This is a genomic window from Xenorhabdus mauleonii (assembly GCF_900113945.1).
Lineage (GTDB): Bacteria > Pseudomonadota > Gammaproteobacteria > Enterobacterales > Enterobacteriaceae > Xenorhabdus > Xenorhabdus mauleonii.
Window position 1 is genome coordinate 17003 of the sequence record NZ_FORG01000028.1, and the last position, 26022, is coordinate 43024.

Genomic DNA, 26022 nt, shown 5'->3' on the forward strand with positions numbered 1-26022 from the left:
GGTGCGGCCTTTTTCGTTTCTGGTGCCAGTAAATTACGGCACTTTTCCTAATCAACTTACCTAATGGTCACTCCGTCAGTGGGGTGTATATGCGTATGGATAAATATACTAGCCCCACTGCATATGGATGGGGTGCATTTACAGCGATGCTTGGCGCGCTGTCACTGAATGACTGGGCAATTGTTACTGGCATTCTTTGCACGGTAGGCACATTCGCCGTGAACTGGTATTACAAACATCGGGAATTTAACCGCAATGACAAAGACCAAGACTAAATTAACGGCGGCTGTCATTGGTTTGGTGCTGTCCGGTGCGGGGGCTACGGCCATCCTTTCACAGTTCTTGGACGAAAAGGAAGGTAATCGGCTGTTAGCCTATCGTGATGCGGGTGGTATCTGGACTATCTGCCGGGGTGTCACTCGGATAGACGGCGTTCCCGTTCGTCAGGGGATGAGACTAACGCCGAGCCAATGTCAAGCCCTCAATGCCAAAGAAGCCGAGCAAGCCATTGCTTGGGTACGAAGCAATATCAAAGTACCGCTAACTGAACCTCAGATAGCCGGTATAGCCAGTTTTTGCCCGTACAACATTGGTCCCGGTAAATGCTTCTCTTCCACGTTCTACCGGAAGCTCAACGCCGGAGACAAGAAAGGGGCTTGTGCTGAAATCAAACGCTGGATATTTGATGGTGGCAAAGATTGTCGGCAGACCCAAGGCCAAGCGAACGGCTGTTACGGTCAGGTTGAGCGACGCGCTCAGGAGTCGGAACTGACATGTTGGGGGTTAGATGACTAGGCATTCACTGGCGGCAATGATGTTCTTATGTGCGTTCGTTCTGGCTATTGGGAGTCGCGATGGTTGGGGCTGGTTTCTGTTCGTAGGGGCATTGTTGCTATGAAAAATCTGATAGTGGCTCTGATTATCGCTTTATCGGTTACTGCATTTTCAACCTACCACTATTACGTGAAGTACAACAGACAACTTGAAATTCACGAAGACAAGATAACCGAAATCGTGCAACTGACCGACACCATTAACTACCAGAATACGCACATTGAAATGCTGCACGAACTGGACATCAAGCACACACAGGAGCTAACCCATGCCAAGACTGAAATCGACACTCTTCGGGCTGATGTTGCCGCTGGTCGTCGCAAGCTGCGCATCAAAGCCAATTGCCCTGTGCGTGAAGCCTCTTCCTCCGGCAGCGTGGGCACTCCAACCACCGTCGAACTCACTGGAGAAGCTGGATCAGCTGTTCTCGATATCCGAGAAGGCATCATCAACGACCGGGCAAAACTAAGATATTTGCAGGATTACATCAACACTGAATGCAGAGGTAACAATGGAAAATCAACACCGTAAAATCACAGGCTACCGTGAATTAAGCCAAGATGAAATTGATTGCATGAACAAGGTTAAAGCGCTAGGTGAGGAATTAGGTCAGCTTTATGATTACCTAGTCATCACTAATGTACAAACCGGCAATCATCAAATAGACATGCGTTGGCTGAATGAAGGCCGAACAGATTTGCAAAAGGGAATTATGTGCTGGGTTCGTGCAGTAGCGCAACCCACCACATTCTGATCATCACCCCAGAGCAAATGAGTCTGGGGTGTAGGAGTGTCAGTAACTCCTAAAACTCAGGGCAATGGTGAAATAAAGTGTTTTAACGGTGTGGGTTGGGCGATCCTCTCTGTTCTTGTAGAAAAGAATCGATATCCTCCAAACCACTATTCAGATTACTGAAATTATTGAGAGCGTTGCGTATTGGCGAAGGTGTGCGCTCCGGGGGCCGTGGAGCACCTGGCGGTCGTGCATAAGGATCATATGCAGGAGTAGCAGGCCGTTGTGGCTCACTGGCTTGAGTCGGTGAATTCCGTTGTAAGCCAGAAGTACTGGGCTGAAGACTTCTTGATGATGGAAATGGATTATTCTGCATAGGATAAAGACCAAATTGGGCAGTTTGATTATACCCTAGTGGTTGGCCAAAAGTATTTGGTGGCGCCATCGTAGAGGGATGATGCGACCCTTGTTGTGAGGTTGTTGTCGGATAGCTCACTCCGCCAAATTGGGATACCGGCAAGTTAGGTGGCCTATACTGAGATAGAACTCCTCGTTCTCGCGCTTGTTATCTGAATTGGTCTCGTTCTCGTGCGTATTCTCGGTATCGTGCTCGTGCTCGTGCTCGTTCTCGTGCTCGTGCTCGTTCTTGTTCTCGTGCTCGTTCTTGTTCTTGTTCTTGTTCTTGTTCTCGTTGTTCTCGTTGTTCTCGGTGTTGTTCTCGTGCTCGTTCTTGTTCTTGTTGTTCTCGCTTTTGTTGTACTCGTTGTTCTAGCTGCTGTAGTTCTAGCCGCTGTTGTTGCATTTTTGGATTATTATAATGTGATGCATTTATATGACGAATCATATCGTCTAGTTTATTAAATTTTTGTGGGCAAAAGTCACAGGAATAACTTCTTATATTTACATGGCTTAATCTATGCTTTGCCAATTCAACCGGGCTACAATGGGCACCACAAATTTCGCATCTAACCATAAATATTTTCCCTTAAGTTTGAAAATATAATAAAAACCCATACCCCCATCTCCACCACAAAACAAGCGAATAAACCTTAACTATTAGTTACTCTCTGAAACTAAATACAATATTTCTTTACCCATTCCCTTGAGTGGTTAAAGCAATAACCCCTGCCATCACATTCGTGGTGGCTTTTTCTTTTTAAGGAACCCAAAACATGACCAGAGCAATAAAAATGACGACAAAACAGAAAATGTTTTGCCGTGAATATCTGGTCGATTTGAATGCAACGCAGGCGGCGATCAGGGCGGGGTATAGCCCCCGGCGCGCCAGTGAACTGGGCTACCAGTTAATGCAAAAACCCTATGTTGTTGCGCTGATCGATGAACTGAAAGCAGAGCGCAACCGGCAACTGGGGATTGATGCAAACTATGTCCTGATGCGCCTTGTTGAAATCGATCAGATGGATGTGGCGGATATTTTGAAGGAAGACCTGAGCATCAAGCCGTTGTCTCAGTGGCCGGAATCCTGGCGGCGGTACTTAAGCGGCTTCAATCTGACTGAAATGTTCGAAGGTCGAGGCGATGAGCGCGATATGGTCGGCATTCTCAAAAAGATCAAATGGCCGGATAAGGTCAAGAACCTCGAATTGTTGGGTAAGCATGTTTCAGTACAAGCCTTCCGCGAGAATGTGAAAGCCGAACACTCCGGTGCAGAGGGTGGCCCTATCGAGGTCGCCAACGTGACGGCTGAACAGGCGGCGGACGCTTACAAGAAAATGATGAGGTAATTATGCCGATACCGTTTCCGTTTGATTTTCGCACCCCGGATTATAACGCGGTGTTTGAATGGCGAATGGAGCGGTTACAGCGTATTCGCCAAAATCCTGAGTTATTACCCCCGATGCGGGCATTTTACAAAGATAATCCGGGGCAATTTATCATTGACTGGGGCATGACCGTTGACCCGCGTAATGTCGAGCGGGGATTACCCGCCCGTATTCCCTTTATCTTGTTCCCGCGCCAGGAAGAGTGGATCGCGTGGTTCATGGAGTGCTGGCGTCTACAAGAACCGGGCATAACCGAAAAAACCCGTGATATGGGCATTAGCTGGCTGACCATAGCCACTGCCACCTCGATTTGCCTGTTTAATCGCGGTGTCGCAGCAGGTTTCGGCTCTCGCAAGGAAGAGTATGTCGATAAACTCGGCTCGCCTAAGTCGCTGTTTGATAAGGCACGAAACTTTATCAATCTATTGCCCGCCGAGTTTCGGGGGACATGGGATGTGCGTAAACATGCGCCTCATATGCGCATCTTATTTCCGGATACAGAATCGGTCATGACCGGAGAGGCAGGCGATGGGATCGGGCGTGGTGACCGTGCCTCTTTTTACTTCGTGGATGAATCGGCATTTCTTGAGCGTCCTGAGCTGGTGGATGCCTCACTGTCTGCCACAACCAACTGTCGGCAGGATGTGTCGACACCGAACGGCATGGCGAATTCGTTCGCCCAACGGCGGCACAGCGGGCGTATTTCTGTATTTACGTTCCATTGGCGGGATGACCCACGCAAAGATGATGCGTGGTACGCCAAACAGGTAGAAAAACTGGATCCAGTCACTTTGGCTCAGGAAGTTGATATTAACTATCAAGCCTCGGTGGAAGGCATTCTGATCCCGTCTGAATGGGTACAAGCGGCCGTGGATGCCCATATCACGTTGGGTATTCAGCCAACTGGTATTCGTATGGGTGCACTGGATGTTGCTGATGAAGGCAAGGATAAAAACGCTTTTTCATGGCGACATGGCTTCTTGTTGGACGGTATCGAAGAATGGTCAGGTAAAGGCTCTGATATTTTCGGCTCTGTTGAAAAGGTCTTCGGCTGGTGTGGCCTGCACAATTTAAGCGCCTTCCGGTTCGATAGTGATGGTCTGGGGGCTGGTGTCCGAGGTGATGCCCGAATTATCAATGACCAACGCAAAGCGTTGCGAATTCCACTCATTACCGCCACACCCTTCCGGGGCAGTGGCGCGGTATTTGATCCGGAAGGGGAAGCCGTACCGGGGGATGCTTTTAGTACAGCGCGATTGAATCAAGATTTTTTCGCTAATGCCAAAGCACAGGCGTGGTGGTCGCTGCGTACCCGATTCCAGAAAACGTATCGAGCCGTCACTGAGGAGCATTTTTACGACCCCGATGAACTGATATCTATTTCTGGCGACATGCCTTTGAAAGACAAATTGCTGATTGAATTATCACAACCCACCTATTCCGTGAATAGTGTCGGGAAAATTATCGTGGATAAAAAACCGGACGGGACTAAATCCCCGAACTTGGCGGACTCAGTGATGATCAACTACGCCCCAATGGATACCTCTATGGAAATCTGGGAATTATTAGGACGAGGTGGTTAATGGCGAAAAATCGCAAAATACAACCCACAGCGGACAGCTACGAGAACATGATGGCGCGTGTCGGGATGAACACGCCTAACCAACATTCAGCATCAACGTATCGCCCTAACTGGACAAGCCGCAATCGCACATTGATTGAATATGCCTACCGTTCGTCATGGATAGTCGGCGCGGCGGTGGATTCGGTAGCCGACGATATGACCCGCAAGGGCTTTCGTATCACCTCGGAGATAGACCCGAAGGCAAGGGGCATTTTGGAATCGCAGTTTGATGAGCTGGAATTATGGGAAAACCTAAACAATATCATTAAATGGTCAAGGCTCTACGGCGGGGCGGTGGGGCTTATTCTGATTGAAGGGCAAGCCCCGTTTACACCACTGAGGCTGGAAACCATCGGTAAAGGCCGGTTTAAAGGGCTGCTATCACTTGACCGCTGGCAGGTCGAACCCGATTTAAACCGCCGTATTAAGGATATTGGTAAAGACTTGGGCAAGCCTGAATTCTACCACGTTACCAATACGGGCCGAGGCATTCCAGCATGGAAAATTCATCACAGTCGCCTGATACGTTTTGATGGGGTGACATTGCCATACCAGCAAGCCCAGACTGAAAATGAGTGGGGCATGTCAGTGGTTGAACGCATTTATGATCGCCTCACGGCGTTCGACAGTGCAACAACCGGCGCAGCGCAGTTGGTTTATAAAGCCCATCTTCGGACTTACAGCATTGACAAGTTGCGCGAAATCATTGCGATGGGCGGGGCGAGGTTGGATGCGTTACTCAAACACATGGACATGATCCGGCAGTTCCAGAGCAACGAAGGCATGACGCTGATGGATAAAACTGATGTTTTCGAAACCCATCAATATTCGTTCAGCGGTCTGGATAATGTCCTGGCTCAGTTTGCCGAACAGATATCCGGGGCAGTGGGTATCCCGTTGGTACGGTTATTTGGCCAGTCACCGCAAGGTTTTTCGACAGGAGATGCTGATCTGGCTAACTATTACGACAACATCGGCACCCAACAAGAGCGCCGATTGCGCCAACCTATCCGGCGATTATTGGACGTGATGCACCGCTCTGAGTTCGAACAACCATTACCAGACGATTTTACTTTCGAGTTTAACCCACTATGGCAAATGTCAGATCTCGACCGTTCCACCATTGCCGTGAATACCGTCAATGCGCTTAATGGGGCACTGGATGGCGGCATGATGAACCTTAAGGCTGCTATGAATGACCTGCGTGAAATGGCGGATGTCACGGGTATCGGGGGTTCAATAGCGGACGAGGATATTAATAATGCGGAAACCGAAAAGCCGCCGAGACTCGGCATCGAAAACGTTGAGCCGATCACGTCAACCGGAAAACCAGTATCGAACGAGTCTACGGGCGATAGCGCAGGCGGTAGGCGAGATCGTCAGCGGTTCTTACGATGGTTCAAATGATTCTGTCACGGAAATCATGGACGCACTGGATAGCTACAGTGAACTGATTACGCCGTGGGCGCAGCGGGTAGCACAGCGGTTTGCCCTTGATATCAATCGCCACAACGAAAAACAGTGGCGGACACGTAGCCAGCAAATCAGCCAGGAATTGCGTCATCTGGTGGATAACGCCCCTGTCGGTCAGGTGATGCGTTCCATCATTGAAGAGCAGGTCAAATACATCAAGTCACTGCCCTTGGAAGCCGCTGACAGGGTTTATGACATCCATAACAAAGCGATAGAAGCCGTTGTCACTGGCGGACGTCATGAGCAGTTCGCGCAAGAAATTGCCCGAACCGGTGAGGTGGCATTGTCACGAGCAAAACGGATTGCCCGAACCGAAGTGGGCAGGGCAGAAGTGGCGCTGACACAGGCACGGGCACTATCAGTGGGTTCTACCGGCTACATCTGGCGTACCGCGCATGACGGTGATGTGAGGGACTCCCATCAACATATGGAAGGGCAATTTGTTGAATGGGCCAAGCCGCCCACCCTAGACGGTTTAACCGGCCATGCGGGCACACTGCCTAATTGTCGTTGCTACTGCGAAGTTGTCATACCGGAATAATTAATTATGAAATATTTCTTTACTACACGGCTGGGTAACACGCGTTACCAATTGGCCGACGGCTCCCTATTGTGTAAAGACGTCCCCATTGCCCGAACAGGCACACAACTTTATGCCGATTTTGAGTTGCCAACCCTTGAGCCGGATGACGATGGGGAAATTGTTGTAGAACGTTCGCCCGAAGAAGTCTTTAGTGAAGCCACACTAGCTTCATTCGAGGGAATGACGATCACGATAAAACATCCCGAAGATGCTCGGGGCAATGTGATGTTTGTTGACCCGGATAACTGGCGGGATTTGGCGCATGGGCATGTTCAAAATGTTCGTCGTGGTGAGGGGGAACAATCCGATCTGATGTTGGCGGATTTGATTATCAAGGATACGGAAGCAATAGAAGCCATTGATACGGGTTTTGATGAAGTGTCCTGTGGATATGATGCCGAATATCGACAAACAGCCGAAGGTAAAGCCGAACAATATCAAATTACAGGTAATCATGTGGCGCTGGTTCAAGATGCCCGCGCCGGTTCACGTTGTTCAATTGGAGATAGTATGTCTAATACAGCACAAAAATGGTTTAGCCGCCTGAAACGAGCGGTGAAAACCAAAGACTCCGCCGCGATGGAAGAAGTGCTAAACAATGCACCTGAATCCCTGACCGGTGATGAAGGCACGGGGGAATTGCCTAAAGCGATTAACATCAATATCAGCCCTCAACAACCCCTCCCGAAAGAAGATCCGGAGATGAAAACAGGTGATGAACAAATCCCGGAATGGGCCAATGCGATACTCGCCCGATTGGATGCGTTGGAAGGGAAATCGGGCACGGGCGATAACGGCACAGACCCCAAAGACCCCAAAGACCCCAAAGACCCGGAAAAAACAGGGGATGATGACGAAAAGGATGAGAAGGAAGAAAACATCACCGGTGACTCCGCGTATAAAGCGGAATTGATTGTACCGGGTATTGACTTGTCTACACCGTCTAAATTGACCACGTTTAAACGTCAGGTTTTGGTCAGCGCAGATCAGGCGATGGTACGAAATATCGTAGGCGATGCTGAAATTAAAAAATTGCCTAAGCGTGTGGTTGATATGGCTTTTAATGCCGTGGCTGAACTGGCGAAAGGTCGTAATACCCAAGCAACGGGCGATTCATCCCGCAATAAACCTTCTGGCAATCACATTGCCGATCTGAACAAAGCCAACGCCGAATTCTGGGCAAACAGGAGTAAATAACATCATGACAGTGTATTTAAAGCGGATGCCGCTGGGCATTGCCGGGGCTATCTCACGCCTACAGGATATGACCGTCGAACCCGTTGTACTGAAATCGGCGAATCTGTTTCCGGCTTATGGGCTGGTGGGTAAATACGAAGGCGACTATTTCGTACCGCTGGCAGAAGGTGATACGGCAGACAAGATCCAGGGGATTTATGTTCGTCCCTATCCCACAACCAGTATGCCGGACAAGGCTTACATTATCGGCATAAACAACAATTACACGGGCGATAACCTGAAACGCGGGTACATGACCGTGAAATTGGATGGCGACGCATCCAGCATCAAAAAAGGGGCACCCGTTTATGTGCGGACAGGCAAAGCCACCAAGGAAAGCCCATTAGGGAGTTTCTTGAATACAGAAATACCGGGTGAAACGGTACTGCTTCCACTGGCTCAGTTTACGGGCGCAGGTGATGCCGATGGCAACGTTGAAATTTCTTACAAGATTTAAGGGAAAAACATGCTTACTTTTGATCAACGCACCATAGATAACAGCGGTACGTTTCTGATTGGGGAACTGGAGCGCTTAGACCTGACTCTCAATCTACCTTTGGCGCAATACACTTACAGCCGTGATATCCAGTTTCGTGAAGATGTGACCATTGCCGATGAGATGGCAACCTGGACGAATACACAATTTGCCGCTGCTGGCTCCGCTAATCCGAACGGTAAAAACTGGATCAGTGGAAATGCAACGGCATTGGCCGGGGTCAGCGTGAACATTGAACGTGACGGCCATCCATTGACGTTATGGGGGATGGAACTCGGTTGGACAGTAGTCGAACTGGCTGCGGCGCAACAGGTTGGACGTCCAATCGATTCCCAAAAACATGACGGCATGATGCTGAAATGGAACATGGACACCGACGAGCAGGTTTACATGGGGGATGAGGGGCTGGGCTTACAAGGTCTTCTGAACCAAAAAAAGGTTAACTTCAGCAATGCCCGTAAACCGTGGGCGCAGTCTACACCGGATGAAATCCGCGAAAGTATTAACCAGATACTGAGCGATGCGTGGGCACACTCCGGCTACACGATGGTGCCGACTGACCTGTTGATCCCGCCTGAACAGTTCGCTTTGTTGTCGTCCATTATTGTTTCTTCGGCGGGTAATCAGTCGTTGTTAACGTATCTGAAAAACAACACCATTGCTTATCACCAGAATGGCATTCCGTTGGATATCCGTGCGGTGAAGTGGGCGAAAGGGGTGGGTGTAGCAGGCAAAGATAGAGCCATTGCCTACACCAATGATAAAAAATTCGTTCGTTTCCCACTGGTGCCGTTGCAAAGCATCCCGATCCAGTATCGCAGTCTGTATCAGATGGTGACTTACTACGGCAAGTTGGGTGCGGTTGAACTGGTCTACCGTGAAACACTGAACTATATGGACGGTATCTAAATGAAGATCAGGGTACATGCAGCATTTCGATTTACCCATGATAACGGTGAATCCGAAGTTTTTGATATCGGTGTTCATGATGTCAGTGAAGCTATTGCACAACATTGGTTCGTACAGGCTCATGCGGAAGCCCTTGATGCCGTGAAGGAAACGACATCGGCAGATTATGACGCCGAACTGACTGAACTTCGCACATCCATAGCTGGACTGACTGGGCAATTGGCAGAGCGCGATAAGCAGATTGCCGAATTGAAACAGCAACTGGAAGAGCGCGACACCCAAATTGGAGAATTGCTGGTACAGAGCGATCATCAAACAGGGGAAAATCCGCCTGCCAACGGGGGTAAAAATGGGGGCAACAAGAAATAGGCAACTCCCTACCGTCGCCCAGTTCCGCACCGACTTTCCTCAGTTCTCTGATAATCAAAAATTCCCCGATGCTCAAATACAGTTCCGGTTAAATCTGGCTGATAAGCAGTTGGACGAAAACCGGCTGGGGGACATGTTTGTTTATCTGGTGGAGCTTATGGTTGCCCACTACATGGCGCTATGGGCAGTGGATAGTCGGTCAATGGCAATAGGCGGTGCTGGGGGCACTAATAGCGGTGTTGTGTCATCCAAATCGGTAGATAAGGTCAGTGTCAGCTATGACACCGGCGCGACGCTTAATCCGAATGCGGGATTTTGGAACAACACCCGCTACGGCTCCGAATTTTACGAACTGTTGATGCTGTTCGGCGCGGGAGGTATTCAGTTATGAAAAGTGGACTTACTATCAAAGTGGATAAGGCCAATGCCATATTAAAGGCACTGAAAACCTTGGGTAATCGGGATGTTTTGGTGGGGGTTCCTGCCGAGAACAGTAGTCGCGATGATGTGCCGTTCGGCAATGCCGGTATCGGTTATATCAATGAGTTTGGCTCACCTGCACAGAACATTCCGGCACGCCCCCATCTTCGCCCTGGTATTCGCGCCGTGGAAGAACGAACCACGGAGCAATTGAAAATCGCGGCAAACGCAGTGCTGGACGGTAAGCAGGACAAGGCTGAAAAAGCGCTGAACAAAGCGGGAATAATCGCCGTGAATGGTGTGAAAAACTTCATGACCACACACGATTTTGAACCGCTCGCCGATCCCACCGTTGCGGCGCGTGCCAGACGGGGGCGTAAAGGCGCGAAAGCTGAAATGGAAAACAGAAATGCAGGAATTACACCAAATAACGCTAATGCCCGACCGCTTATTGATACCGGTGCTTACCGTCGTTCCATTACCTATGTTGTACGAAATAAGGGGGAATGATGCCCTTTTTAGATGTAACAGAGGTTCTTTTTGATCCTGATTTTTGCGACCCCTCCTTGACCTACAAACGCCGCCAGTCTGTGATTGATGCCGATGGTTTCCCCAGTACACGGGAAACTGTCTTCCATTTTTCAGGTGTGGTCACGGTAGACCGATCGGTTGAGGCCCAGATACGGATGTCAGGCCAGACAGTGACAGGCAATATTCTGATTGTCACCACGGAGCGATTGACGGCGGGAGAAACTGGCAGAATCGGGGATATTGTGACTTACCAGAACCGTGAATATTTGGTGAAATCGGTTGATCCCTACACCGCTTATGGAGCCGGCTTTGTACAGGCACATTGTGAACTGATGCCATTTGATGGCGGTTCACCATGAACACCTCAGAACAGGCCTGTTGGCTGATACCGGATAGTGAACCTGTCTACGATGAGGCGTTGGAGCGGTTACTCAGCCAATGGCTGAGGGGGATATCAGGATTACCCAACGGAATGATACGCCCACGCTGGACATCTGTTCCGGCTGCGCAGCCTCCGGCCGATACTGACTGGTGTGGCTTTGGCGTAACGGAAATCCCTGCGGATGATCACCCCGCGTTTGCCAACCAGACGGATGAACACGGCGAACTCTGGCGGCATGAAGATTTTGAGTGTTCGGCCTCGTTTTATGGCCCTCGCAGCCAAGGGTATGCCAGCCGTTTTCGTGATGGTCTCGGCACCAGTCAGAACAACGCTGAACTTAACCAGCTTGGGTTGTCAGTCGTCAAACATTCTCGGATCACGTCTTTTCCTGAACTCATTAATAACCAGTGGGTACGCCGCTATGACATCACAGTCACACTGCGGCGCAAAGTGATTCGTCGGTACAGCATTAAATCACTGACGAGCGCACCGGTTAAATTTTTTGGAGATTAAACCCTATGCAGGGCTTACCTATTACGAGCATTGTTAACGTCAAGGTTAACATGGCACCGCGCGCGGCTGCGTCCAGAAACTTTGGTTCGTTGCTGATAGTGGGTGCCAGTAATGTTATCAACACACACGAACGGCTGCGTTACTACACGGATATTGAAGGTGTAGGTGCCGATTTCGGCATGGATACCCCCGAATATCAGGCTGCTGCGCTCTACTATTCACAATCCCCTCAGCCTATTGATCTGTATATCGGACGCTGGGCAAAAGAGCAGGTATCAGCCTCTCTGCGTGGAGCGGTGCTGTCTAGGTCTGAACAGGCAATAAACCGCTTTACAGCCATTACTGACGGCTCTTTTAAATCGGTTATCGACGGTAAAGAGGCCACGATCACGGGTATCGATTTCAGCAAAGAAACGAACCTGAACGGTGTTGCCGAGCGAGTGGCTGAAAAGCTGAAAAACGTCTCTGTGCTCTGGGATAGCATTTCTTCCCGCTTCACCGTCTCACTGCAAGCATCGGGGAAATTAGGCTATATCACCCGTACTGACAATGGCACTTACATCGGTGATACGCTGAAATTGGATGAGGTATCCGGTGCAACGGTGATAGACCCAACACAACCTGAAACCATTGCCGAGGCGGTGGCGACTCTGGGGGAAATATCAGGCGCATGGTATGGCTTGGTTATCGCAGATAATACGCTGTCTGACCGTGATGTATTGAGTGTCTCACGGTATATCGAGTCAGCTTCTGTTTCCCGTATTTATGGGCACACGGTCATCAAAACGGATGTATTGGATCCTGATGTTGTCACAGATATTGGCTCACAACTTAAAGGCGCATTTATCGGCCGTACACTCTGGCAATATGCCGCACAACCTTATGCCGTGGCTTCGTTATTTGGCCGCATGTTCACGGTGAATTTTCAGGGCAATAACACCACTATCACCCTGAAATTCAAACAAGAACCTTCAATCAGCGCGGAATTCCTGACAGCAACACAGGCGAACGCGTTGAAAGCAAAGTCCGGTAACGTCTTTGTTCACTACAACAACGACACGGCCATTATTCAAGAAGGTGTAATGGCAAACGGTACATTCATTGACGAGCGCCACGGGCTGGATTGGTTACAGAATTATGTCCAGACCAATCTTTATAACCTGATGTACACCTCGACAACCAAGATCCCCCAGACCGATGAAGGGGTTACTCAGTTGCTGGCAAACGTTGAGCAATCACTGGCTCAAGGTGTCACTAATGGGCTGATAGCACCGGGTGTTTGGGGTGGTGATGCATTCGGGGCCTTGAATCGGGGCGATATGCTCACTAAAGGTTACTACACCTACGCACAACCTATCGCCGAGCAGGTACAGGCTGAACGTGAGAAACGTAAAGCACCGGTTATCCAATGTGCTATCAAACTCGCGGGTGCCGTGCATTTCGCCGATGTCATTATTAACGTAAACAGGTAATCACATGGCTACATATTCGTTTATGGACGTATCCGGTACGATAACGGGTGTCGGTGGGCATGTCGATTTGGCTAATGGCGCAGCGACCTCGGAAGAGGGCATAACCATTGCGATGGTGGAATCCAAAAATACCATGACCATTGGAGCCGATGGTGAAGTTATGCACTCATTGAGCGCAGGCAAGGGCGGCACAATTACCGTGACATTGCTTAAAACCTCACCCGCCAATGCCAAGTTGATGCTGATGTACAACGCACAACAGTTTTCTTCATCAACTTGGGGAAACAACGTCATTCTGATCCGTAACCGTGTATCGGGTGATGCTACGGCAGCGCGCTCAGTCGCGTTCAACAAAATACCGGATCTTTCCAACGCTAAAGTCGGCAATACCGTCGCATGGGTATTCGACTGCGGCAAAATCGACACAGTATTAGGCACATTCTGACAGGGGATAATATGGAATTTGAAATTGAGGGTAAAAAATATCGTGCGGGTAAGCTGAACGCATTTCAGCAACAGGATTTAGCGGTTGCATTAGTGCCCGTTATTCCCGCTTTGAAACCTATTTGGGATAGCTTAAAAATCAATGTCGTTGGTGAAGATGGTAAGCCGGCTTTTATGCAAGAGGCTATAGTAGATTTCCTTGTGCCACTGGCGGACGCCATCCGTTCACTGGGGAAAGAAAATCGCTACGAGATTAACGATATCTGTTTGTCGGTTGTCAGCCGTGAATCAGGTGGTGTCTGGAGCAATATTTACATTAACCAGCAACTGATGTTCGACGACATCAATGGGCTGGATTTATTAAAAATTGTCGGCCATGTGGTTAAGGGAGCATTAGGTAATTTTTTTCCCGCACTGCCAGAGAGCGACGAGCCAGACCCACTCAACCCAGTCTAACCCTAGAAACGCTTCCTAATGGGCGCGATTACCTGATGCGCCCCGTTCTTGAAGGTATGTGTAAGTATGAGTCATTAGAGAATGGCGTTATCGATCTGGCCGGTATCGCCCTGATGAATGACGCACTGGACGTCAAAGCTGAGAACGAAGCATTAATCAAACGGTGGCACGATGAGCAACACTAACGCAGAAACTATCCGCGATTTTCTAATCTCGCTGGGGTTTGATATTAAGGAAAGTGACGAGAAAAAATTTAGTGCAGTGGTATCGGGTGTCACTGCCAATGTGCTGAAACTGGGTGCTGTGGTAGAAGGTGCAGCACTGGCCGTTGTCGGTTTTACGGTACAGGCAGCCAGCGGATTGGACAGGCTCTACTGGCAGGCACAACGCACAGGTGGTACAGCCGAGCAGATCAAATCATTGGGCTATGCGGTGAGTCAGGCGGGCGGCACGGTTGAAGGGCTGAATTCCTCACTGGAAGGTGTGGCAAAGTTCTTACGCAATACCCCCGGAGGTGAAGGCTTTCTGCGTAACATGGGCATTCAGACCCGTGATGCCAACGGCAAGCTCAGAGATACGGCTTCACTCGTTGCGCTGGTGGGCGAACGGTTGTCAGCACTGCCACAATACCGAGCAAATCAGTATGCCAGTATCCTCGGTATTGATGAAAATACACTGATGGCAATGCGCCGAGGTATTGGTGGTTATGCCTCAGATTACCATCGGATAGCCAAAACACTCGGTTATAACCCGACAACAGCAGCCAAGCACGCCAATGCGTTTATGACCCAAATGACTCAGCTTAAGCTGGTGGCGGGTTCAGTAAAAGAGAAAATCGGCGGTGAACTTGCCCGAATACTGACACCCAGTGTCGAGAAGTTCACAAAACTTATCCTTGATAACTGGCCGACGATTGAAAAGGTCATTATGTCGGTGGTAGATGCAATTCTTGCAATGTCCGAAATACTCGGTCAATTGGTTTTTCGTGGGGCTAAAGGCATTCAGGATTTGATTGGTTGGTGGAAACGCTTAGATGATGAAAGCCAGAATTTAATTAAAATGTTCGGCCTCGTTGCTGGGGCATGGATTGCGTTAAATTCAAAATTTATAAAATCACCTATTGGCATCATTACTGCTTTATTGGCAGCACTCTTCTTGCTCTATGACGATTACCAAGGTTGGAAAGAAGGTAAAAATAGCTTTATCGATTGGGGTAAATGGGAAGGAACGATTAAAAAAATAAAAACGGAAATTACTGAACTGACAACGGGGTTCAAAGAGCTTGGAAAGGAAATATCGGAATTATTGGGAATTGACCCCAAAACATGGTCGCTGAAATTCGAGTTTGAAGATTTGACCAAGCATCTTGGTGAGTTCAGCGAAATGCTCTCACATCTTGTCGCTGCCTTAAACCATCTCAACGATGGAAACTTTAGCTTAGCTTGGGATGAACTCAAACAAGCATGGAACGGTAACGAAAAGAATAAGAAAGATGCCATGCCGGGGGTTAGTGCGGCAGCGGAAGGCCACCGTGAAACATTTTTAAATAGTTTGCCCGACTGGTATATCGATGCAAATAATTGGCTAAATGGACTCTTAGGGTTAGACCCATACATACCAGCTAAGTCGAAGGCATTAGGAAATCCAGTTGCTGAAGTTAACGAGAAGCAAGCACGAGGAGTTCGTAACAATAATCCCTTAAACATAGACTACGCCGGTCAGAAAGGCGCAGTACTTGAAAACCACTCAACCCCCCGATTTGCTAAATTTAATACCGCATATGAGGGGTTAGCTAAAACTGCATGGCAATTACGACGATATTTCAACGGGAAGACCACTGGGAAGTTACTGCAAACAGTTGAGGATATCATATCTACATGGGCTCCGGCTGGTGGTAAGGATAAAAATAACACTGAGGCTTACATCCAACGAGTATCGAAAATGATGGGTGTAGGTAGAAGCGATCGCTTAGATTTAAATAACAACAACATCATGTATGCTTTGATGCGTGCAATGAGCATGGTTGAAAGTAAAGCCTTTCCTTATGATAAACAGTTGGTCATGGCAGCTATCAGCGGTGTTCCGGCTTCTACAAAGGCATTGGCTAAAAACAGTAGCTTTAACTTTGATCCAAAGATGTTTGAAAATGCTCAGACGAATATCAATAACATGATGCGTCAATCAACACCGTACACCCCAGAACTATTACGGGCAGCGTCTAGCGGAGCAAATAGCCAAACCATGATAGAACAAAACCTCACGATCAATGTAACCGGGGTAGAGTCTCCACATGAAGCGGCGGCGCTGACAGGTGAAGCCGTGCAGCGTAACAATGCAATTTTGGTGAGAAGTCTGCAAACTAAGGTGAGCTAATGGACATTTTATCAATATTATTTTCTCAGAATACGAGAAAAATAGAGATGATAGTGCCGAGTGTAGTGATATCGGAAAAACACCAAGACGCAACGGAAATCACCGAACACCCCGTACAGCTGGGTGCTGCTATCAGCGATCACGCTTACGATAAGCCGTCAGAAGTGACAATGGAAATTGGCTTTGCGGGTGGCGGTTCACTGATTGACGGTGTTTCAATGTTTGATTTTTTCACTGGCACAATGCTGGGAAAAAGCCCCAAAGAGGTTTACCAGCAATTGCTTGAACTGAAATCCTCTAAACAACCGTTCGACGTCACCACGGGCAAACGTCAGTATAAGAATATGCTGATCCGTGCCATTGAAGTTACGACGGATAAGACTTCTGAAAATGTGTTGATGGTCGTTTTAACTTTGCGTGAAGTGATTATTGTGGAAACTCAGACAGTGAAGGGGGTAACGGCACCTCCTGAACGGATGAAATACCCATTGGATACTGGTTCTGCTGTTGATAAAGGAACTAAAACACCCGTTACACCTAAAAACAACGATACCTTACTAAACCGATTCGTGAATGGGATTTTGGAGATTCTAGGATGAATATTATTGAAATCCCATTACAAGCAGAAAACCAACAATTTGATATTCAGTTAGGTGGCATTAATTACCGGATGCAATTGCAATGGTGTGATTGGGCAGGCTGGGTTTTAGATATTATGCACTCAAATAGTAGGCCAATTGTAACAGGCATCCCCTTAGTTTTTGGTGTGGACATTTTAGAGCAGCATAGCTATTTAGGGTTTAAAGGTTCATTAGTTTTTTATTGTAACGATCCAAAAAGTGAGGCAAACAAGGAGGAGTTAGGTAAAAACAACAGGCTATACTTTGTTTCAGTATAGTTATTATCTTAATAACTAACTAAAGGAGATAAGTAATGTTAACAAAAATAATTGCCTTACTGTTTTTGTTTTTTACACTCACTGCTAATGCTGCAAATAAATCGACAGGCGATGAAAATAGGTATCTATATGGTATTCCGGTAAAAATTGAAGGCACTTTAACTAAAGAATCGGCAGGATTTCCATCATTAAGATTAAATGACCTTATTTCGGTATTTCCGCAAGAAGGGGACGAGATCGGGGGTGACAATACACCGGAGTTTGGTGTCGCAGTTATGCAACTTGTTATGTCTGACGATGCCCAATGGAATATATTTGAGGAATTTAAAGGGCAGAACGCCATTGTTACATGTGGTTTGTATCACTCACATACCGCACATCACAAGACACCAGTGTTATGTTCAGTAATGGATATATCACCCATAAAATTAAGCAATGCGAAACCAATAGAAATCCAGAAAGAAAAAAAGAGTAGAACCTTTGATGATTTTTTTGCGGATAACCCAGAACTATCCAGTAGCATATACATTAAACAAGCGGTGAAAGACGTGGCATCTGGGCAAGCGTTATCGGATGCTTTTACATCAAAACCGGAAAATGTAAGTGTACTAAGAGCAAGGAGTGATAATTGGTCAGAAAATGGATATGACTATGCAAGGTTAGCTGTTAGATCATTACAAGATAGTTGTAAAATAGGTATGGGAAGTGCATTCGGACTTCGAGAAAATGAATGTCGAATATTAAATAGATATCAAGATAGAAATTAATTGCAAATAGCCCCTCAAGGGGCTTTTTTTGGAGAAATTCGTATTAGTTCTGCCAGTTGACGTATGAGTTTTTCATTTAGACTAAGGAGTTCTCTCTGAGTAGTCATTAGCCGTATTTGCTCATTTTTAAGCTCTTCGTTTATTTCCAGCATGCTTATAATATTCTGAGATTTTTCAGGGTTAAGCGTTTCGTTGTCTATAGTTTGACCATTTTTAACTGATTCATGCTTCCTGACTGCATCTAACAAAACAGCAACAATCTCAGCATTTACAGAGCGCTTATTGTCTGAAGCCATGTTCTGCACGTCATCTTTTAGGTCTTGTGGTAGACGAATGTTTATTTGAGGGTCACGGCTCATAAGTAAAATCCAATGAAAAAAATATTATTGACATGGTAGTTAATGGCTACTACTATGTCTATAGTATCCATTGGCTACCTTGGTGCTGCCATAGGATACTCAGTAAAGTAAATATGGTAAGCGAGGTAATTAATGAAAAAAGAGATCCTTAAGCAAAAAAATGTACGTCTACCAGAAGATTTAATCTGGAAGCTAAAAGAAGCAGCATTGAAAAACAGAAGATCTGAATATCAGGAGATCATCATACGGTTGGAGAAATCATTTGATGAAACAGTTGAACAATAAAAGCAAAACCCCAACGGCGGCAACCATCGGGGCTTCTAAATCGTCAGTTTATATGAAAGGAACTAACATGAACAATATAGCACCTGTAACACAAGCTGTCACTATGTCTAGCCGTGAAATTGCGGAACTTACGGGTAAACGTCATACCGATGTTATTCGGGATGTGTGGGCAATGCTGGAGCAGTTATACGAACTCAATAAAGATGACGCAAATCTGCGTCATCATAAAAATCAACAAGTTAAGATAGTTGACGGTGTGATCGCCGTTATCGACAATCGTGGTTATGTATCTGAATTTTTACTCGACCGTAGACATACCGAAATTCTCATCACCGGATATGATGTTAAAAGAAGAGCGGCAGTTATTGATCGTTGGTTTGCTTTAGAATCAGGAACGGCAAAACCCCAAGCATCTCAAATGCCAATCGGAAACATCATACTTGTTACTGATGCAATGGGGCGGTTTAAACTGAGTGCCTTGCGTCATGCCAGTGGGGAATCCAAAAGTAAGCGTCCTTCTGATTGGTTAAAAACAAAATACGCGCAGGAATGGATAGAAGACTTAAGCAATTTGTCCAGTTTAGGTCAGGATGTTATCACGGTACATAGGAACGGCATTTTCGCTCATGAGATTTTAGCCATTGAATATGCAGGTTGGTTAAACCCAATGTTTCAGGCGCAGTTTAAGCAAATTCTGGAAGAGCAATATTCACGAAGCAGAACGGTTGTTGAAACTAATATCACGGTCTCGGTTAACCGTCGCTTGCCAAAAGGTGTTTATTTACAAAACAGTAAGACCAATCCCTATCGGGCATTTGTCTATGAAGACGCTCAGAAAATATCGATTGGGTGCTATCCCACTATTGAAGAAGCTGTCGACGCACAGAATTTATATTTTGATACTGGTGAGGTCAAACCTATCAAGAGAGCACCGGTTCGTTTTAACCGAGACGGCCAATATTTAGTTACAGTGACCGATGGCAAAGTTTCCCACTATGAGCCACTAGGCGAAAGAACGGTAGTTGATACCGAAGCCTATTGGAGACTTCGTAAGGACATGAATACAGTACAGGGAATTATGACAGAAATGGCTACACGTATGCGATTTGTCCATGATGAACGGAGTATAGCCAGTTTCGATTATCCGATAAATGAAATAGTTTCACACTAAAACATTAAGCCCCGTTAAGGGGCTTTTTTGTGTACTGGCAATAACATTCAGCAAATAGTTCCCTAAGAATACTCGCATTACGAGTATTTTAAGTGAGTTATCTGATTTTCTTCGCAATTTCAACAATAAAATATATAAGATACTTTACAAAACGTTACGATAACGAGATAAATGATATCGAAACAAAACGACGAAGCCCCTAATTGCGGGGGGCAATAAGGGGCTTCTATTTTCGCCAGAAATCACTGGAGATAACCGACTTGACTAGTATAGCAACTAAGGATTTTTGTAAAACGACTAATGTTCATTTTTATGAAGATAAGCTAAGTAAAACTATAATGGGGCAATATTTGGTAACTATCCATGCTGATAAAAAACAGGCCTGGAAGCCAATAGGAGATAAAATTCTGGTAGATGCTGAGGCGTATTGGAGACTCAGAAAAGATTTAAACGCTGCTCAAAAAATTATTACTGAGTTATCTCGTCGTATGCGTTTTATTCATGATGAACATAGTATCGCCGAGTTTGACTACCCAATACACGAGGTGGTTTCACGTTAAACATTTCAACCCGCTTCGGCGGGTTTTTGCTTTTATACGGAGTCACTATGTCAAAACAATGGCTTCGCGAGTGCAAGCTGATTATTGCAGATGAAAAGGGTGAAGGCGTCGATCTGTCAGCCCTGAAAATAAAATTCAATATTACTCGTCCGTCTTTTGCCTATCCCGCTACAGGCATCTTCAAGGTTTACAATCTGAATGAAGAGACACGAAACAAGATCCGTCAGAACGAATACAAGATTATTAAGTTCAACGCTGGTTATCAGGGCAATTCTGGACAGATATTCGCAGGACAAATCCAGTACACCTACACAGGGCGTGATAGCCCCACGGATACGTATGTCGTGATACAGGCAGGGGATGGTGATCAGCCGTATAACGATGCGGTACTAAATATCACCGTATCGGCAGGTTACACACAGGAAGATATTGATCGGTTGCTGATGCGGGATATTGAGAAGTACGGAATAGTTGCCGGCTTAAGGCCTGAGTTTAAGAAGAATATCGCGCCACGGGGTAAAGTCCTGTTCGGAATGCATCGAGATGAATTATCTATCCTGGCTAAACAGAACGGTGCCGAATGGCGTTATGAAGATGGTCAATGCCACATCATTCCCAAGCATACCTATCTTACCGAAGCGGTAGTGCTGACTTATCAAACAGGATTAATAGGAATGCCTGAACAAACTATCGGCGGAGGTATAAACGTTAAATGTCTTATTAATCCCAAGATCAGACCAGGGACTTTAATCCGGTTAGACAATGAATCTATCAATGAGGCAGGGCTATCAACAGGGGGGATTGCGCAAGGTAACAGTCACGAAGGCTCGTTGGAACAACCCGCACCCATTGATGCCGATGGAGATTATATCGTTATTAACGTTAATTACTTCGGCGATACCCGCGAAAATATGTACTACATGGAAATGGTTAGCGTTGCTAAATCAGACCAAACACTACTCAGTAAATCCGCATTACAAGCGGACGTGAGGCAAGCATGATCACTAATTTTGAACGTATTAATCAGCCTGAAACACCGTTCTTATTAATGCGAGAGGCGGTCAGTTCAGGGTTGTATGTTTCCATGCCGTGTGTAGTCCAGTCATTTAATGCTGAAGCAGTCACGGTTACTGCGCAACCCGCTATACGCTGGTCGGTCACAAACAGCGAAGGTAAGACTGAATCGGTTGCATTACCGTTGCTGGTGGATGTGCCGGTTATTTTCCCTCGCGGTGGTGGTGTTACCCTGACATTCCCTATCAAGGCGGGTGACGAGTGTCTGGTGATTTTCGCTGATAGGTGCATCGATTATTGGTGGCAAAATGGTGGTATTCAGGAGCCGGTAGATCCCCGCCAACATAATTTGTCTGATGGTTTTGCAATTGTTGGGCCTCAATCACAGAAGAGAAAAATAGGGGGCATTAGCACCAATGCAGCCCAATTACGGACAGACGACGGTGCAGCCTATATCGAAATCTCTCCCAGTAATCATAATGTCACGGTGAAAACTCCCGGCAAGCTGACCGCAACAGCTAACCGTGGAACTGAAATCAATTCCCCCGAAATTGTGCTCAATGGCAATGTGACCATTAACGGTAACTTGTCACAAGGTATGGGCGCGAACGGCGGAGCGGCAACCATGAACGGCCCTGTTACGGTGAAAAACGACGTGACTTCGGGCGGTATCAGTCTGATGAAACACAGGCATGGTGGAGTGCAAACCGGTGGGGGAACAACAGGAGGGCCACAATAATGCGATATCGACGAGAGGATAACGGTGATTACAGTTTCGGGCAGGGGGATAACACGTTTCTCATCAATTCACCGGAAGCGGTGGCGCAGGCAGTAAAAACGAGGCTCGATTTATGGCGTGGCGATTGGTTTCTGGATACAGCAGAGGGCACACCATATAGAGAGGCTGTATTAGAGAAAAACTATGCCAGTGCTATGTTGCTTCGGGAACGCCTGCTTAATACCGAAGGTGTGACCGAAATTGTTTCACTTGATGCTAAACGTGATCCCGACAACCGTAAAATGACGATTACTGCCACCCTCAATACCCGCTACGGGAAAGTCACCGTAACCAGCGAAAGATAACACTATGCTCAATATAGAAACTTTAGGGCTTGCGGCCAAAATCACCGCGAGCGGCGTTACTGCGCCTGATTATCCGACCATATTGGAACGACTAACCGGCTATTTCCGTCATATTTATGAGGATGATGCGTACCTTGAACCCGACAGCAAAGACGGGCAGATGCTGGCGATTTACGCGTTGGCTATTCACGATGCGAACAACACTCTTATTGCGGCATATAACGCTTATAGCCCCTCCACGGCTATTGGAGCCGCGTTATCCAATAACGTGGCGATTAATGGGCTATCACGTCATAAAACAACGAAATCTACCTGTGATGTAGAAATCATAGGGCAGGTGGGAACAGTTGTTAAAAATGGGGTAGTCCGTGATGTTCAGGGCTATTCGTGGAGCCTGCCTGATGTCGTCACGATTGGTACTCACGGCACCGTAACAGTTACAGCAATCTGCCAGACGAGCGGATCTATTACTGCGGCACAAGGTGATATTTCCGAAATAGGCACACCAACACGCGGTTGGCAGGCTGTCCGAAATCATTCGGTAGCTACACAAGGCCGTTCAATAGAAACAGATGCTGAGTTACGGATACGTCAGCGTAAATCTGTAGCATTACCATCGCGAACGGTACTGGACGGGGTACAGGGTGCAATCAGCCTGATACATGGCGTGTCACGATTGCGAGGATTTGAGAACGATACTAACCAAACCGATGAATATGGCATCCCGGCGCACTCCATTGCCATGATTGTTGATGGTGGTGACGCAAGAACCATAGCTAAAACCATTGCATTGAAGAAAGGACCGGGCGGGGGAACCTTTGGCGACACGGTTATTAAGGTAGCAGATAAATTCCAGATAGTGCATCCCATACGTTTCTCACGTCCTGTCGATGTCGACGTTTTTATTGAAATTCAACTTACCCCGTTTGAGGGGTATACCACGCTGGTGGGTGAGCGGATCAAAACCGCGATTGTTAATTACATTAACTCAATTCGTATTGGTGACAGCGTTTACCTGACCAAGTTGTATTTACCTGCAAACTTACCGGGAGATGAAGAGGGGAAAACTTACGACATTTACGAGCTAAAAATTGGCCGCTCGGTTAAGTCGGTAACTACTGCCAACCTGAAAACTAAATTCAATGAGGCGGTGGCTTGTAAGCCGGAAAATATAAAACTGGTGGTGACATGAGAGATTACTTAAAACTCATTACCCCGCAACACCGTACCGCACTTAAATTTGTTGACCACATTGATCTAATTACCCGTTCACTCTCTGAAATTTCCGAAACAGCTTTACAGCTAAACGAAGCGTTTTCGCTGGATTATGCCGTGGGTGTGCAGCTTGATGCTGTTGGGGAATGGATAGGGCTGTCACGGTATGTAAAAACGCCCATTGTTGGCGTGTATTTCTCTTTCGATATAGAGGGAATAGGTTTTGATCAGGGAAGCTGGAAACGGCGCTTTGACGGTGATAGCGGTTTTACCGAGTTGGACGACGAAACGTATCGAACTTTGTTGCGGGTGAAAATTGAGGCCAACCATTGGGATGGTTCCAGTGAAATGTTGGAGAAAATTTATCAGCGGATCTTACCGGATAACCAGATTTTTTTCGTAGATAACCAGGATATGTCAATGGACGTATTTCTAACCGGCGGTGTGATACCGGAGATTATTAAATCGGTTATCCGACAGGGGTATTTGAACATCAAGCCTCAATCAGTGCGAGTGAATAATTATGTCAATTCTACGTCTGGTGGGTTGTTTGGCTTTGATGTCCACAATGAATATGTCGCAGGTTTTGATACTGGCGGCTGGGCAGTAAAACTGTGAGGGTATTATGGCAAAAAACGAATATCTACCGTTCGGTCTCGCAGACGGGGCGAACGTATTATCAAACGCGGAATACGGCAAACTAGCAGCCCGCACTAACGGCTTTAGCTCCGGTGTGGCTAAGTCGCAAGAGCTGAATAAAGTTTGGCGGCAAGCATCCGTGATTGCGAGTGTTGTCGCGCAGTTTATTGCGGAAACAACAGGAAAGGATGTATTAGACGATGGGAATTTAACGGCATTGCAAGATGGATTATTAAAGGCTTTACGGGAGACTGTTAGCTCTAATGTCCCAGCAGCGACGTTGAATGTTGCAGGTATTACTAAACTAAGTAATGAAACTAATAGTTATGTTGAAGATATGGCAGCAACACCGAAGTCAGTTAAATATGTTAATGATAATGCTAATGGCCGGCTCGAAAAATCGAAGAACGGGGCGGATATTCCCAATAAGAATGAGTTTGTGAAAAACCTTGGTTTATTGAATCCCGCTACCGCGCTTTTGTCTTCCCCGGGTTACATCATATTGCCAACGATGGCTAATAACGGACAAAACGTACTCATCATTCAATGGATGACCGTTAGTGTGGCGAAATCGAACGGGCTAACTATGGCTACGGCGCTTACTCAGTGGCCAATCCCGTTCCCAACCGTGTGCATGTCCGCTGTATCCGCTCTCAGCAACACGACAACGTATCTGCTATACCGCAATTCTGTAATTTCAACAGAAATTATTGACCGTGCCACAATATTGGTTGGCAGTGGATATTCTGCATCAGAATCGTATGTCACTGTTTGGGGAGTAGGTTATTGAAATGAGAAATGTTAATTTTGTATACAGCCCGTCTGATAACGCTATCTATCCGTTAGAGTTGAAACCACTCTACCTCAACGCAGGAACGTGGCCTAATGATACTAAACCGATTTCGGATGAAACAGCGCGGGAATTTAAAAATCATGCACCAGATGGGAAAGTGATGATCGCCGGTGGCGATGGTCTGCCAACATGGGGAGATATCCCGCCGCCGACACCGGAACAAGTACAGCAACAAGCCGAAGCAGAAAAACTGTCTTTGATGTCACAGGCCACCAATGCCATTGCCCCGCTGCAATACGCTGTTGACCTCAAAATGACAACGGATGGAGAGCAGGCAGCACTGACAGCGTGGAAAAAATACTGTGTACTATTAAACCGGGTAGACTGTTCGGCAGCACCGGATATTGACTGGCCTAAAGCGCCAGAATGATTGTTAGGGGCACGATGCCCCTTTGCTTATTTCGGCTGCTCCGGCCATTGGATATCGGGTGCGGCGGCGGTATCGACAGCTTCAAGCAACTCAAAGTAATCCAGCCAGGCGTTTAACCGCGCTTTTTCACCATCCGTGATGCGGCCTAATAATAATTTTGATTGCAGCATGCGGGT

Annotated in this window: 38 protein-coding genes; 34 read left to right on the plus strand and 4 right to left on the minus strand. The window is 47.0% G+C overall.

The genetic code is table 11. The features are described from left to right. The first annotated feature begins 95 nt into the window (after window positions 1–95). From BM100_RS18735 to BM100_RS18750, 4 genes are read left to right on the plus strand one after another with little or no spacing between them, the layout of a single operon-like run. Window positions 96–275 carry a phage holin family protein gene (locus BM100_RS18735; protein ID WP_476756454.1) on the plus strand — a complete coding sequence of 60 codons (180 nt, stop codon included), beginning with the start codon at window positions 96–98 and terminating at the stop codon, window positions 273–275. Then, window positions 256–795 (plus strand): lysozyme, encoded by a 540-nt coding sequence (locus BM100_RS18740; RefSeq protein WP_092513763.1) that lies wholly within the window; start codon window positions 256–258, stop codon window positions 793–795. The genes BM100_RS18735 and BM100_RS18740 overlap by 20 nt, the downstream gene beginning before the upstream one ends. Before the next feature lie 27 nt (window positions 796–822). After that, window positions 823–1365, plus strand: coding sequence for a lysis protein (locus BM100_RS18745; RefSeq protein WP_244590652.1), 543 nt, complete (start codon window positions 823–825; stop codon window positions 1363–1365). Further along, window positions 1346–1588, plus strand: coding sequence for an Acb2/Tad1 domain-containing protein (locus BM100_RS18750; RefSeq protein ID WP_092513767.1), 243 nt, complete (start codon window positions 1346–1348; stop codon window positions 1586–1588). The genes BM100_RS18745 and BM100_RS18750 overlap by 20 nt, the downstream gene beginning before the upstream one ends. An 82-nt stretch (window positions 1589–1670) precedes the next feature. On the opposite strand, the gene BM100_RS22725 is transcribed toward BM100_RS18750, so the two are convergent. Further along, window positions 1671–2087 (minus strand): hypothetical protein, encoded by a 417-nt coding sequence (locus tag BM100_RS22725; protein WP_139216995.1) that lies wholly within the window; start codon window positions 2085–2087, stop codon window positions 1671–1673. Window positions 2088–2132: 45 nt separating this feature from the next. Beyond that, window positions 2133–2540, minus strand: a complete 408-nt coding sequence (locus BM100_RS23205; RefSeq protein WP_169924725.1) for a C2H2-type zinc finger protein — start codon at window positions 2538–2540, stop codon at window positions 2133–2135. 199 nt (window positions 2541–2739) lie between these two features. Between BM100_RS23205 and BM100_RS18760 the strand changes: the two genes are divergently transcribed. Genes BM100_RS18760 through BM100_RS18850 form a run of 20 tightly spaced genes read left to right on the plus strand, consistent with a single transcriptional unit; the run spans window position 2740 to window position 18297 of the window. Next, a complete protein-coding gene (locus BM100_RS18760; protein WP_092513771.1) occupies window positions 2740–3312 on the plus strand; it encodes a terminase small subunit in 573 nt (190 codons plus the stop codon). Window positions 3313–3314: 2 nt separating this feature from the next. Then, entirely contained in the window at window positions 3315–4934 is a 1620-nt protein-coding gene (locus BM100_RS18765; RefSeq protein WP_092513773.1) for a TerL protein, read from the plus strand. After that, entirely contained in the window at window positions 4934–6382 is a 1449-nt protein-coding gene (locus BM100_RS18770; protein WP_092513775.1) for a DUF1073 domain-containing protein, read from the plus strand. Before BM100_RS18765 ends, BM100_RS18770 begins: the two co-directional genes overlap by 1 nt. Continuing rightward, on the plus strand, window positions 6279–6989 hold the full coding sequence (locus BM100_RS18775) for a phage head morphogenesis protein (RefSeq protein WP_244590651.1): 711 nt from the start codon (window positions 6279–6281) through the stop codon (window positions 6987–6989). The genes BM100_RS18770 and BM100_RS18775 overlap by 104 nt, the downstream gene beginning before the upstream one ends. Before the next feature lie 6 nt (window positions 6990–6995). Continuing rightward, on the plus strand, window positions 6996–8228 hold the full coding sequence (locus BM100_RS18780) for a DUF2213 domain-containing protein (RefSeq protein WP_092513779.1): 1233 nt from the start codon (window positions 6996–6998) through the stop codon (window positions 8226–8228). Window positions 8229–8232: 4 nt separating this feature from the next. Next, on the plus strand, window positions 8233–8724 hold the full coding sequence (locus BM100_RS18785) for a structural cement protein Gp24 (RefSeq protein WP_092513781.1): 492 nt from the start codon (window positions 8233–8235) through the stop codon (window positions 8722–8724). Window positions 8725–8733: 9 nt separating this feature from the next. Further along, complete coding sequence (locus tag BM100_RS18790; protein WP_092513783.1) at window positions 8734–9672, plus strand: DUF2184 domain-containing protein; 939 nt, start codon at window positions 8734–8736, stop codon at window positions 9670–9672. After that, window positions 9673–10041 (plus strand): STY1053 family phage-associated protein, encoded by a 369-nt coding sequence (locus tag BM100_RS18795; RefSeq protein WP_092513785.1) that lies wholly within the window; start codon window positions 9673–9675, stop codon window positions 10039–10041. It begins immediately after the preceding gene. Then, window positions 10022–10432, plus strand: a complete 411-nt coding sequence (locus BM100_RS18800) for a DUF4054 domain-containing protein (RefSeq protein ID WP_092513787.1) — start codon at window positions 10022–10024, stop codon at window positions 10430–10432. The genes BM100_RS18795 and BM100_RS18800 overlap by 20 nt, the downstream gene beginning before the upstream one ends. Continuing rightward, the gene (locus BM100_RS18805) at window positions 10429–10971 is read left to right on the plus strand and encodes a hypothetical protein (protein WP_092513790.1); all 543 of its coding nucleotides are present in this window, start codon (window positions 10429–10431) and stop codon (window positions 10969–10971) included. Before BM100_RS18800 ends, BM100_RS18805 begins: the two co-directional genes overlap by 4 nt. Then, window positions 10971–11351, plus strand: a complete 381-nt coding sequence (locus tag BM100_RS18810; RefSeq protein WP_092513792.1) for a head-tail adaptor — start codon at window positions 10971–10973, stop codon at window positions 11349–11351. Before BM100_RS18805 ends, BM100_RS18810 begins: the two co-directional genes overlap by 1 nt. Beyond that, window positions 11348–11887, plus strand: coding sequence for a phage neck terminator protein (locus tag BM100_RS18815; protein ID WP_092513794.1), 540 nt, complete (start codon window positions 11348–11350; stop codon window positions 11885–11887). Before BM100_RS18810 ends, BM100_RS18815 begins: the two co-directional genes overlap by 4 nt. A gap of 5 nt (window positions 11888–11892) precedes the next feature. After that, window positions 11893–13359 carry a DUF3383 domain-containing protein gene (locus tag BM100_RS18820; protein ID WP_092513796.1) on the plus strand — a complete coding sequence of 489 codons (1467 nt, stop codon included), beginning with the start codon at window positions 11893–11895 and terminating at the stop codon, window positions 13357–13359. A 4-nt stretch (window positions 13360–13363) separates the two neighbouring features. Then, window positions 13364–13804, plus strand: coding sequence for a phage structural protein (locus BM100_RS18825; protein WP_092513798.1), 441 nt, complete (start codon window positions 13364–13366; stop codon window positions 13802–13804). 11 nt (window positions 13805–13815) lie between these two features. Further along, complete coding sequence (locus tag BM100_RS18830; protein WP_092513800.1) at window positions 13816–14259, plus strand: phage tail assembly chaperone; 444 nt, start codon at window positions 13816–13818, stop codon at window positions 14257–14259. 35 nt (window positions 14260–14294) lie between these two features. Further along, a complete protein-coding gene (locus BM100_RS23210) occupies window positions 14295–14444 on the plus strand; it encodes a DUF6889 family protein (protein ID WP_169924724.1) in 150 nt (49 codons plus the stop codon). After that, window positions 14431–16632 (plus strand): hypothetical protein, encoded by a 2202-nt coding sequence (locus BM100_RS18835; RefSeq protein ID WP_092513802.1) that lies wholly within the window; start codon window positions 14431–14433, stop codon window positions 16630–16632. The genes BM100_RS23210 and BM100_RS18835 overlap by 14 nt, the downstream gene beginning before the upstream one ends. Then, on the plus strand, window positions 16632–17231 hold the full coding sequence (locus BM100_RS18840; protein WP_092513804.1) for a phage baseplate protein: 600 nt from the start codon (window positions 16632–16634) through the stop codon (window positions 17229–17231). Before BM100_RS18835 ends, BM100_RS18840 begins: the two co-directional genes overlap by 1 nt. Next, window positions 17228–17530 carry a phage baseplate plug family protein gene (locus BM100_RS18845; protein ID WP_092513806.1) on the plus strand — a complete coding sequence of 101 codons (303 nt, stop codon included), beginning with the start codon at window positions 17228–17230 and terminating at the stop codon, window positions 17528–17530. Before BM100_RS18840 ends, BM100_RS18845 begins: the two co-directional genes overlap by 4 nt. A 35-nt stretch (window positions 17531–17565) precedes the next feature. Then, window positions 17566–18297 carry a DUF4431 domain-containing protein gene (locus tag BM100_RS18850; RefSeq protein ID WP_092513808.1) on the plus strand — a complete coding sequence of 244 codons (732 nt, stop codon included), beginning with the start codon at window positions 17566–17568 and terminating at the stop codon, window positions 18295–18297. A 14-nt stretch (window positions 18298–18311) separates the two neighbouring features. On the opposite strand, the gene BM100_RS18855 is transcribed toward BM100_RS18850, so the two are convergent. Then, complete coding sequence (locus BM100_RS18855) at window positions 18312–18656, minus strand: Arc family DNA-binding protein (RefSeq protein ID WP_092513810.1); 345 nt, start codon at window positions 18654–18656, stop codon at window positions 18312–18314. A gap of 132 nt (window positions 18657–18788) precedes the next feature. On the opposite strand from BM100_RS18855, the gene BM100_RS18860 reads away from it, so the two are divergent. From BM100_RS18860 to BM100_RS18905, 10 genes are all read left to right on the plus strand, one after another. Then, on the plus strand, window positions 18789–18941 hold the full coding sequence (locus BM100_RS18860) for an Arc family DNA-binding protein (RefSeq protein WP_092513812.1): 153 nt from the start codon (window positions 18789–18791) through the stop codon (window positions 18939–18941). After that, a complete protein-coding gene (locus tag BM100_RS18865; RefSeq protein WP_092513814.1) occupies window positions 18922–20112 on the plus strand; it encodes a Rha family transcriptional regulator in 1191 nt (396 codons plus the stop codon). The genes BM100_RS18860 and BM100_RS18865 overlap by 20 nt, the downstream gene beginning before the upstream one ends. A gap of 260 nt (window positions 20113–20372) precedes the next feature. After that, window positions 20373–20672: a hypothetical protein gene (locus BM100_RS18870; protein ID WP_092513816.1), complete on the plus strand. Its 300-nt coding sequence runs from the start codon at window positions 20373–20375 to the stop codon at window positions 20670–20672. A gap of 47 nt (window positions 20673–20719) precedes the next feature. Next, complete coding sequence (locus BM100_RS18875; RefSeq protein WP_092513818.1) at window positions 20720–21673, plus strand: phage protein; 954 nt, start codon at window positions 20720–20722, stop codon at window positions 21671–21673. After that, window positions 21670–22425 carry a phage baseplate assembly protein V gene (locus tag BM100_RS18880; RefSeq protein ID WP_092513820.1) on the plus strand — a complete coding sequence of 252 codons (756 nt, stop codon included), beginning with the start codon at window positions 21670–21672 and terminating at the stop codon, window positions 22423–22425. The genes BM100_RS18875 and BM100_RS18880 overlap by 4 nt, the downstream gene beginning before the upstream one ends. After that, complete coding sequence (locus tag BM100_RS18885; protein WP_092513822.1) at window positions 22425–22769, plus strand: contractile injection system sheath initiator; 345 nt, start codon at window positions 22425–22427, stop codon at window positions 22767–22769. Before BM100_RS18880 ends, BM100_RS18885 begins: the two co-directional genes overlap by 1 nt. Window positions 22770–22773: 4 nt before the next feature. After that, on the plus strand, window positions 22774–23961 hold the full coding sequence (locus BM100_RS18890; protein WP_092513824.1) for a baseplate J/gp47 family protein: 1188 nt from the start codon (window positions 22774–22776) through the stop codon (window positions 23959–23961). After that, complete coding sequence (locus BM100_RS18895; RefSeq protein ID WP_092513826.1) at window positions 23958–24602, plus strand: DUF2612 domain-containing protein; 645 nt, start codon at window positions 23958–23960, stop codon at window positions 24600–24602. The genes BM100_RS18890 and BM100_RS18895 overlap by 4 nt, the downstream gene beginning before the upstream one ends. A gap of 7 nt (window positions 24603–24609) precedes the next feature. After that, the gene (locus BM100_RS18900) at window positions 24610–25413 is read left to right on the plus strand and encodes a phage tail protein (RefSeq protein ID WP_244590650.1); all 804 of its coding nucleotides are present in this window, start codon (window positions 24610–24612) and stop codon (window positions 25411–25413) included. 1 nt (window position 25414) lies between these two features. Continuing rightward, a complete protein-coding gene (locus BM100_RS18905) occupies window positions 25415–25846 on the plus strand; it encodes a tail fiber assembly protein (protein ID WP_092513829.1) in 432 nt (143 codons plus the stop codon). 26 nt (window positions 25847–25872) lie between these two features. Here BM100_RS18905 and BM100_RS18910 read toward each other — a convergent pair whose 3' ends face one another. Continuing rightward, window positions 25873–26016: a tail fiber assembly protein gene (locus BM100_RS18910; protein ID WP_092513831.1), complete on the minus strand. Its 144-nt coding sequence runs from the start codon at window positions 26014–26016 to the stop codon at window positions 25873–25875. Window positions 26017–26022 lie beyond the last annotated feature (6 nt).

Excerpts from the sequence above, each read along its gene's own strand:
- BM100_RS18795 (WP_092513785.1), top strand. The coding sequence starts at position 9,673 with ATGAAGATCAGGGTACATGCAGCATTTCGATTTACCCATGATAACGGT.
- BM100_RS18895 (WP_092513826.1), top strand. The coding sequence starts at position 23,958 with ATGAGAGATTACTTAAAACTCATTACCCCGCAACACCGTACCGCACTT.
- BM100_RS18885 (WP_092513822.1), top strand. The coding sequence starts at position 22,425 with ATGCGATATCGACGAGAGGATAACGGTGATTACAGTTTCGGGCAGGGG.
- BM100_RS18760 (WP_092513771.1), top strand. The coding sequence starts at position 2,740 with ATGACCAGAGCAATAAAAATGACGACAAAACAGAAAATGTTTTGCCGT.
- BM100_RS18890 (WP_092513824.1), top strand. The coding sequence starts at position 22,774 with ATGCTCAATATAGAAACTTTAGGGCTTGCGGCCAAAATCACCGCGAGC.
- BM100_RS18800 (WP_092513787.1), top strand. The coding sequence starts at position 10,022 with ATGGGGGCAACAAGAAATAGGCAACTCCCTACCGTCGCCCAGTTCCGC.
- BM100_RS18805 (WP_092513790.1), top strand. The coding sequence starts at position 10,429 with ATGAAAAGTGGACTTACTATCAAAGTGGATAAGGCCAATGCCATATTA.
- BM100_RS18750 (WP_092513767.1), top strand. The coding sequence starts at position 1,346 with ATGGAAAATCAACACCGTAAAATCACAGGCTACCGTGAATTAAGCCAA.
- BM100_RS18785 (WP_092513781.1), top strand. The coding sequence starts at position 8,233 with ATGACAGTGTATTTAAAGCGGATGCCGCTGGGCATTGCCGGGGCTATC.
- BM100_RS18770 (WP_092513775.1), top strand. The coding sequence starts at position 4,934 with ATGGCGAAAAATCGCAAAATACAACCCACAGCGGACAGCTACGAGAAC.
- BM100_RS18850 (WP_092513808.1), top strand. The coding sequence starts at position 17,566 with ATGTTAACAAAAATAATTGCCTTACTGTTTTTGTTTTTTACACTCACT.
- BM100_RS18830 (WP_092513800.1), top strand. The coding sequence starts at position 13,816 with ATGGAATTTGAAATTGAGGGTAAAAAATATCGTGCGGGTAAGCTGAAC.
- BM100_RS18845 (WP_092513806.1), top strand. The coding sequence starts at position 17,228 with ATGAATATTATTGAAATCCCATTACAAGCAGAAAACCAACAATTTGAT.
- BM100_RS18740 (WP_092513763.1), top strand. The coding sequence starts at position 256 with ATGACAAAGACCAAGACTAAATTAACGGCGGCTGTCATTGGTTTGGTG.
- BM100_RS18815 (WP_092513794.1), top strand. The coding sequence starts at position 11,348 with ATGAACACCTCAGAACAGGCCTGTTGGCTGATACCGGATAGTGAACCT.
- BM100_RS18735 (WP_476756454.1), top strand. The coding sequence starts at position 96 with ATGGATAAATATACTAGCCCCACTGCATATGGATGGGGTGCATTTACA.
- BM100_RS18860 (WP_092513812.1), top strand. The coding sequence starts at position 18,789 with ATGAAAAAAGAGATCCTTAAGCAAAAAAATGTACGTCTACCAGAAGAT.
- BM100_RS18780 (WP_092513779.1), top strand. The coding sequence starts at position 6,996 with ATGAAATATTTCTTTACTACACGGCTGGGTAACACGCGTTACCAATTG.
- BM100_RS23205 (WP_169924725.1), bottom strand. The coding sequence starts at position 2,540 with ATGGTTAGATGCGAAATTTGTGGTGCCCATTGTAGCCCGGTTGAATTG.
- BM100_RS18875 (WP_092513818.1), top strand. The coding sequence starts at position 20,720 with ATGTCAAAACAATGGCTTCGCGAGTGCAAGCTGATTATTGCAGATGAA.
- BM100_RS23210 (WP_169924724.1), top strand. The coding sequence starts at position 14,295 with ATGCGCCCCGTTCTTGAAGGTATGTGTAAGTATGAGTCATTAGAGAAT.
- BM100_RS18840 (WP_092513804.1), top strand. The coding sequence starts at position 16,632 with ATGGACATTTTATCAATATTATTTTCTCAGAATACGAGAAAAATAGAG.
- BM100_RS18820 (WP_092513796.1), top strand. The coding sequence starts at position 11,893 with ATGCAGGGCTTACCTATTACGAGCATTGTTAACGTCAAGGTTAACATG.
- BM100_RS18880 (WP_092513820.1), top strand. The coding sequence starts at position 21,670 with ATGATCACTAATTTTGAACGTATTAATCAGCCTGAAACACCGTTCTTA.
- BM100_RS18900 (WP_244590650.1), top strand. The coding sequence starts at position 24,610 with ATGGCAAAAAACGAATATCTACCGTTCGGTCTCGCAGACGGGGCGAAC.
- BM100_RS18910 (WP_092513831.1), bottom strand. The coding sequence starts at position 26,016 with ATGCTGCAATCAAAATTATTATTAGGCCGCATCACGGATGGTGAAAAA.
- BM100_RS18810 (WP_092513792.1), top strand. The coding sequence starts at position 10,971 with ATGCCCTTTTTAGATGTAACAGAGGTTCTTTTTGATCCTGATTTTTGC.
- BM100_RS18790 (WP_092513783.1), top strand. The coding sequence starts at position 8,734 with ATGCTTACTTTTGATCAACGCACCATAGATAACAGCGGTACGTTTCTG.
- BM100_RS18865 (WP_092513814.1), top strand. The coding sequence starts at position 18,922 with ATGAAACAGTTGAACAATAAAAGCAAAACCCCAACGGCGGCAACCATC.
- BM100_RS18855 (WP_092513810.1), bottom strand. The coding sequence starts at position 18,656 with ATGAGCCGTGACCCTCAAATAAACATTCGTCTACCACAAGACCTAAAA.
- BM100_RS18765 (WP_092513773.1), top strand. The coding sequence starts at position 3,315 with ATGCCGATACCGTTTCCGTTTGATTTTCGCACCCCGGATTATAACGCG.
- BM100_RS18745 (WP_244590652.1), top strand. The coding sequence starts at position 823 with ATGTGCGTTCGTTCTGGCTATTGGGAGTCGCGATGGTTGGGGCTGGTT.
- BM100_RS18905 (WP_092513829.1), top strand. The coding sequence starts at position 25,415 with ATGAGAAATGTTAATTTTGTATACAGCCCGTCTGATAACGCTATCTAT.
- BM100_RS18835 (WP_092513802.1), top strand. The coding sequence starts at position 14,431 with ATGAGCAACACTAACGCAGAAACTATCCGCGATTTTCTAATCTCGCTG.
- BM100_RS18825 (WP_092513798.1), top strand. The coding sequence starts at position 13,364 with ATGGCTACATATTCGTTTATGGACGTATCCGGTACGATAACGGGTGTC.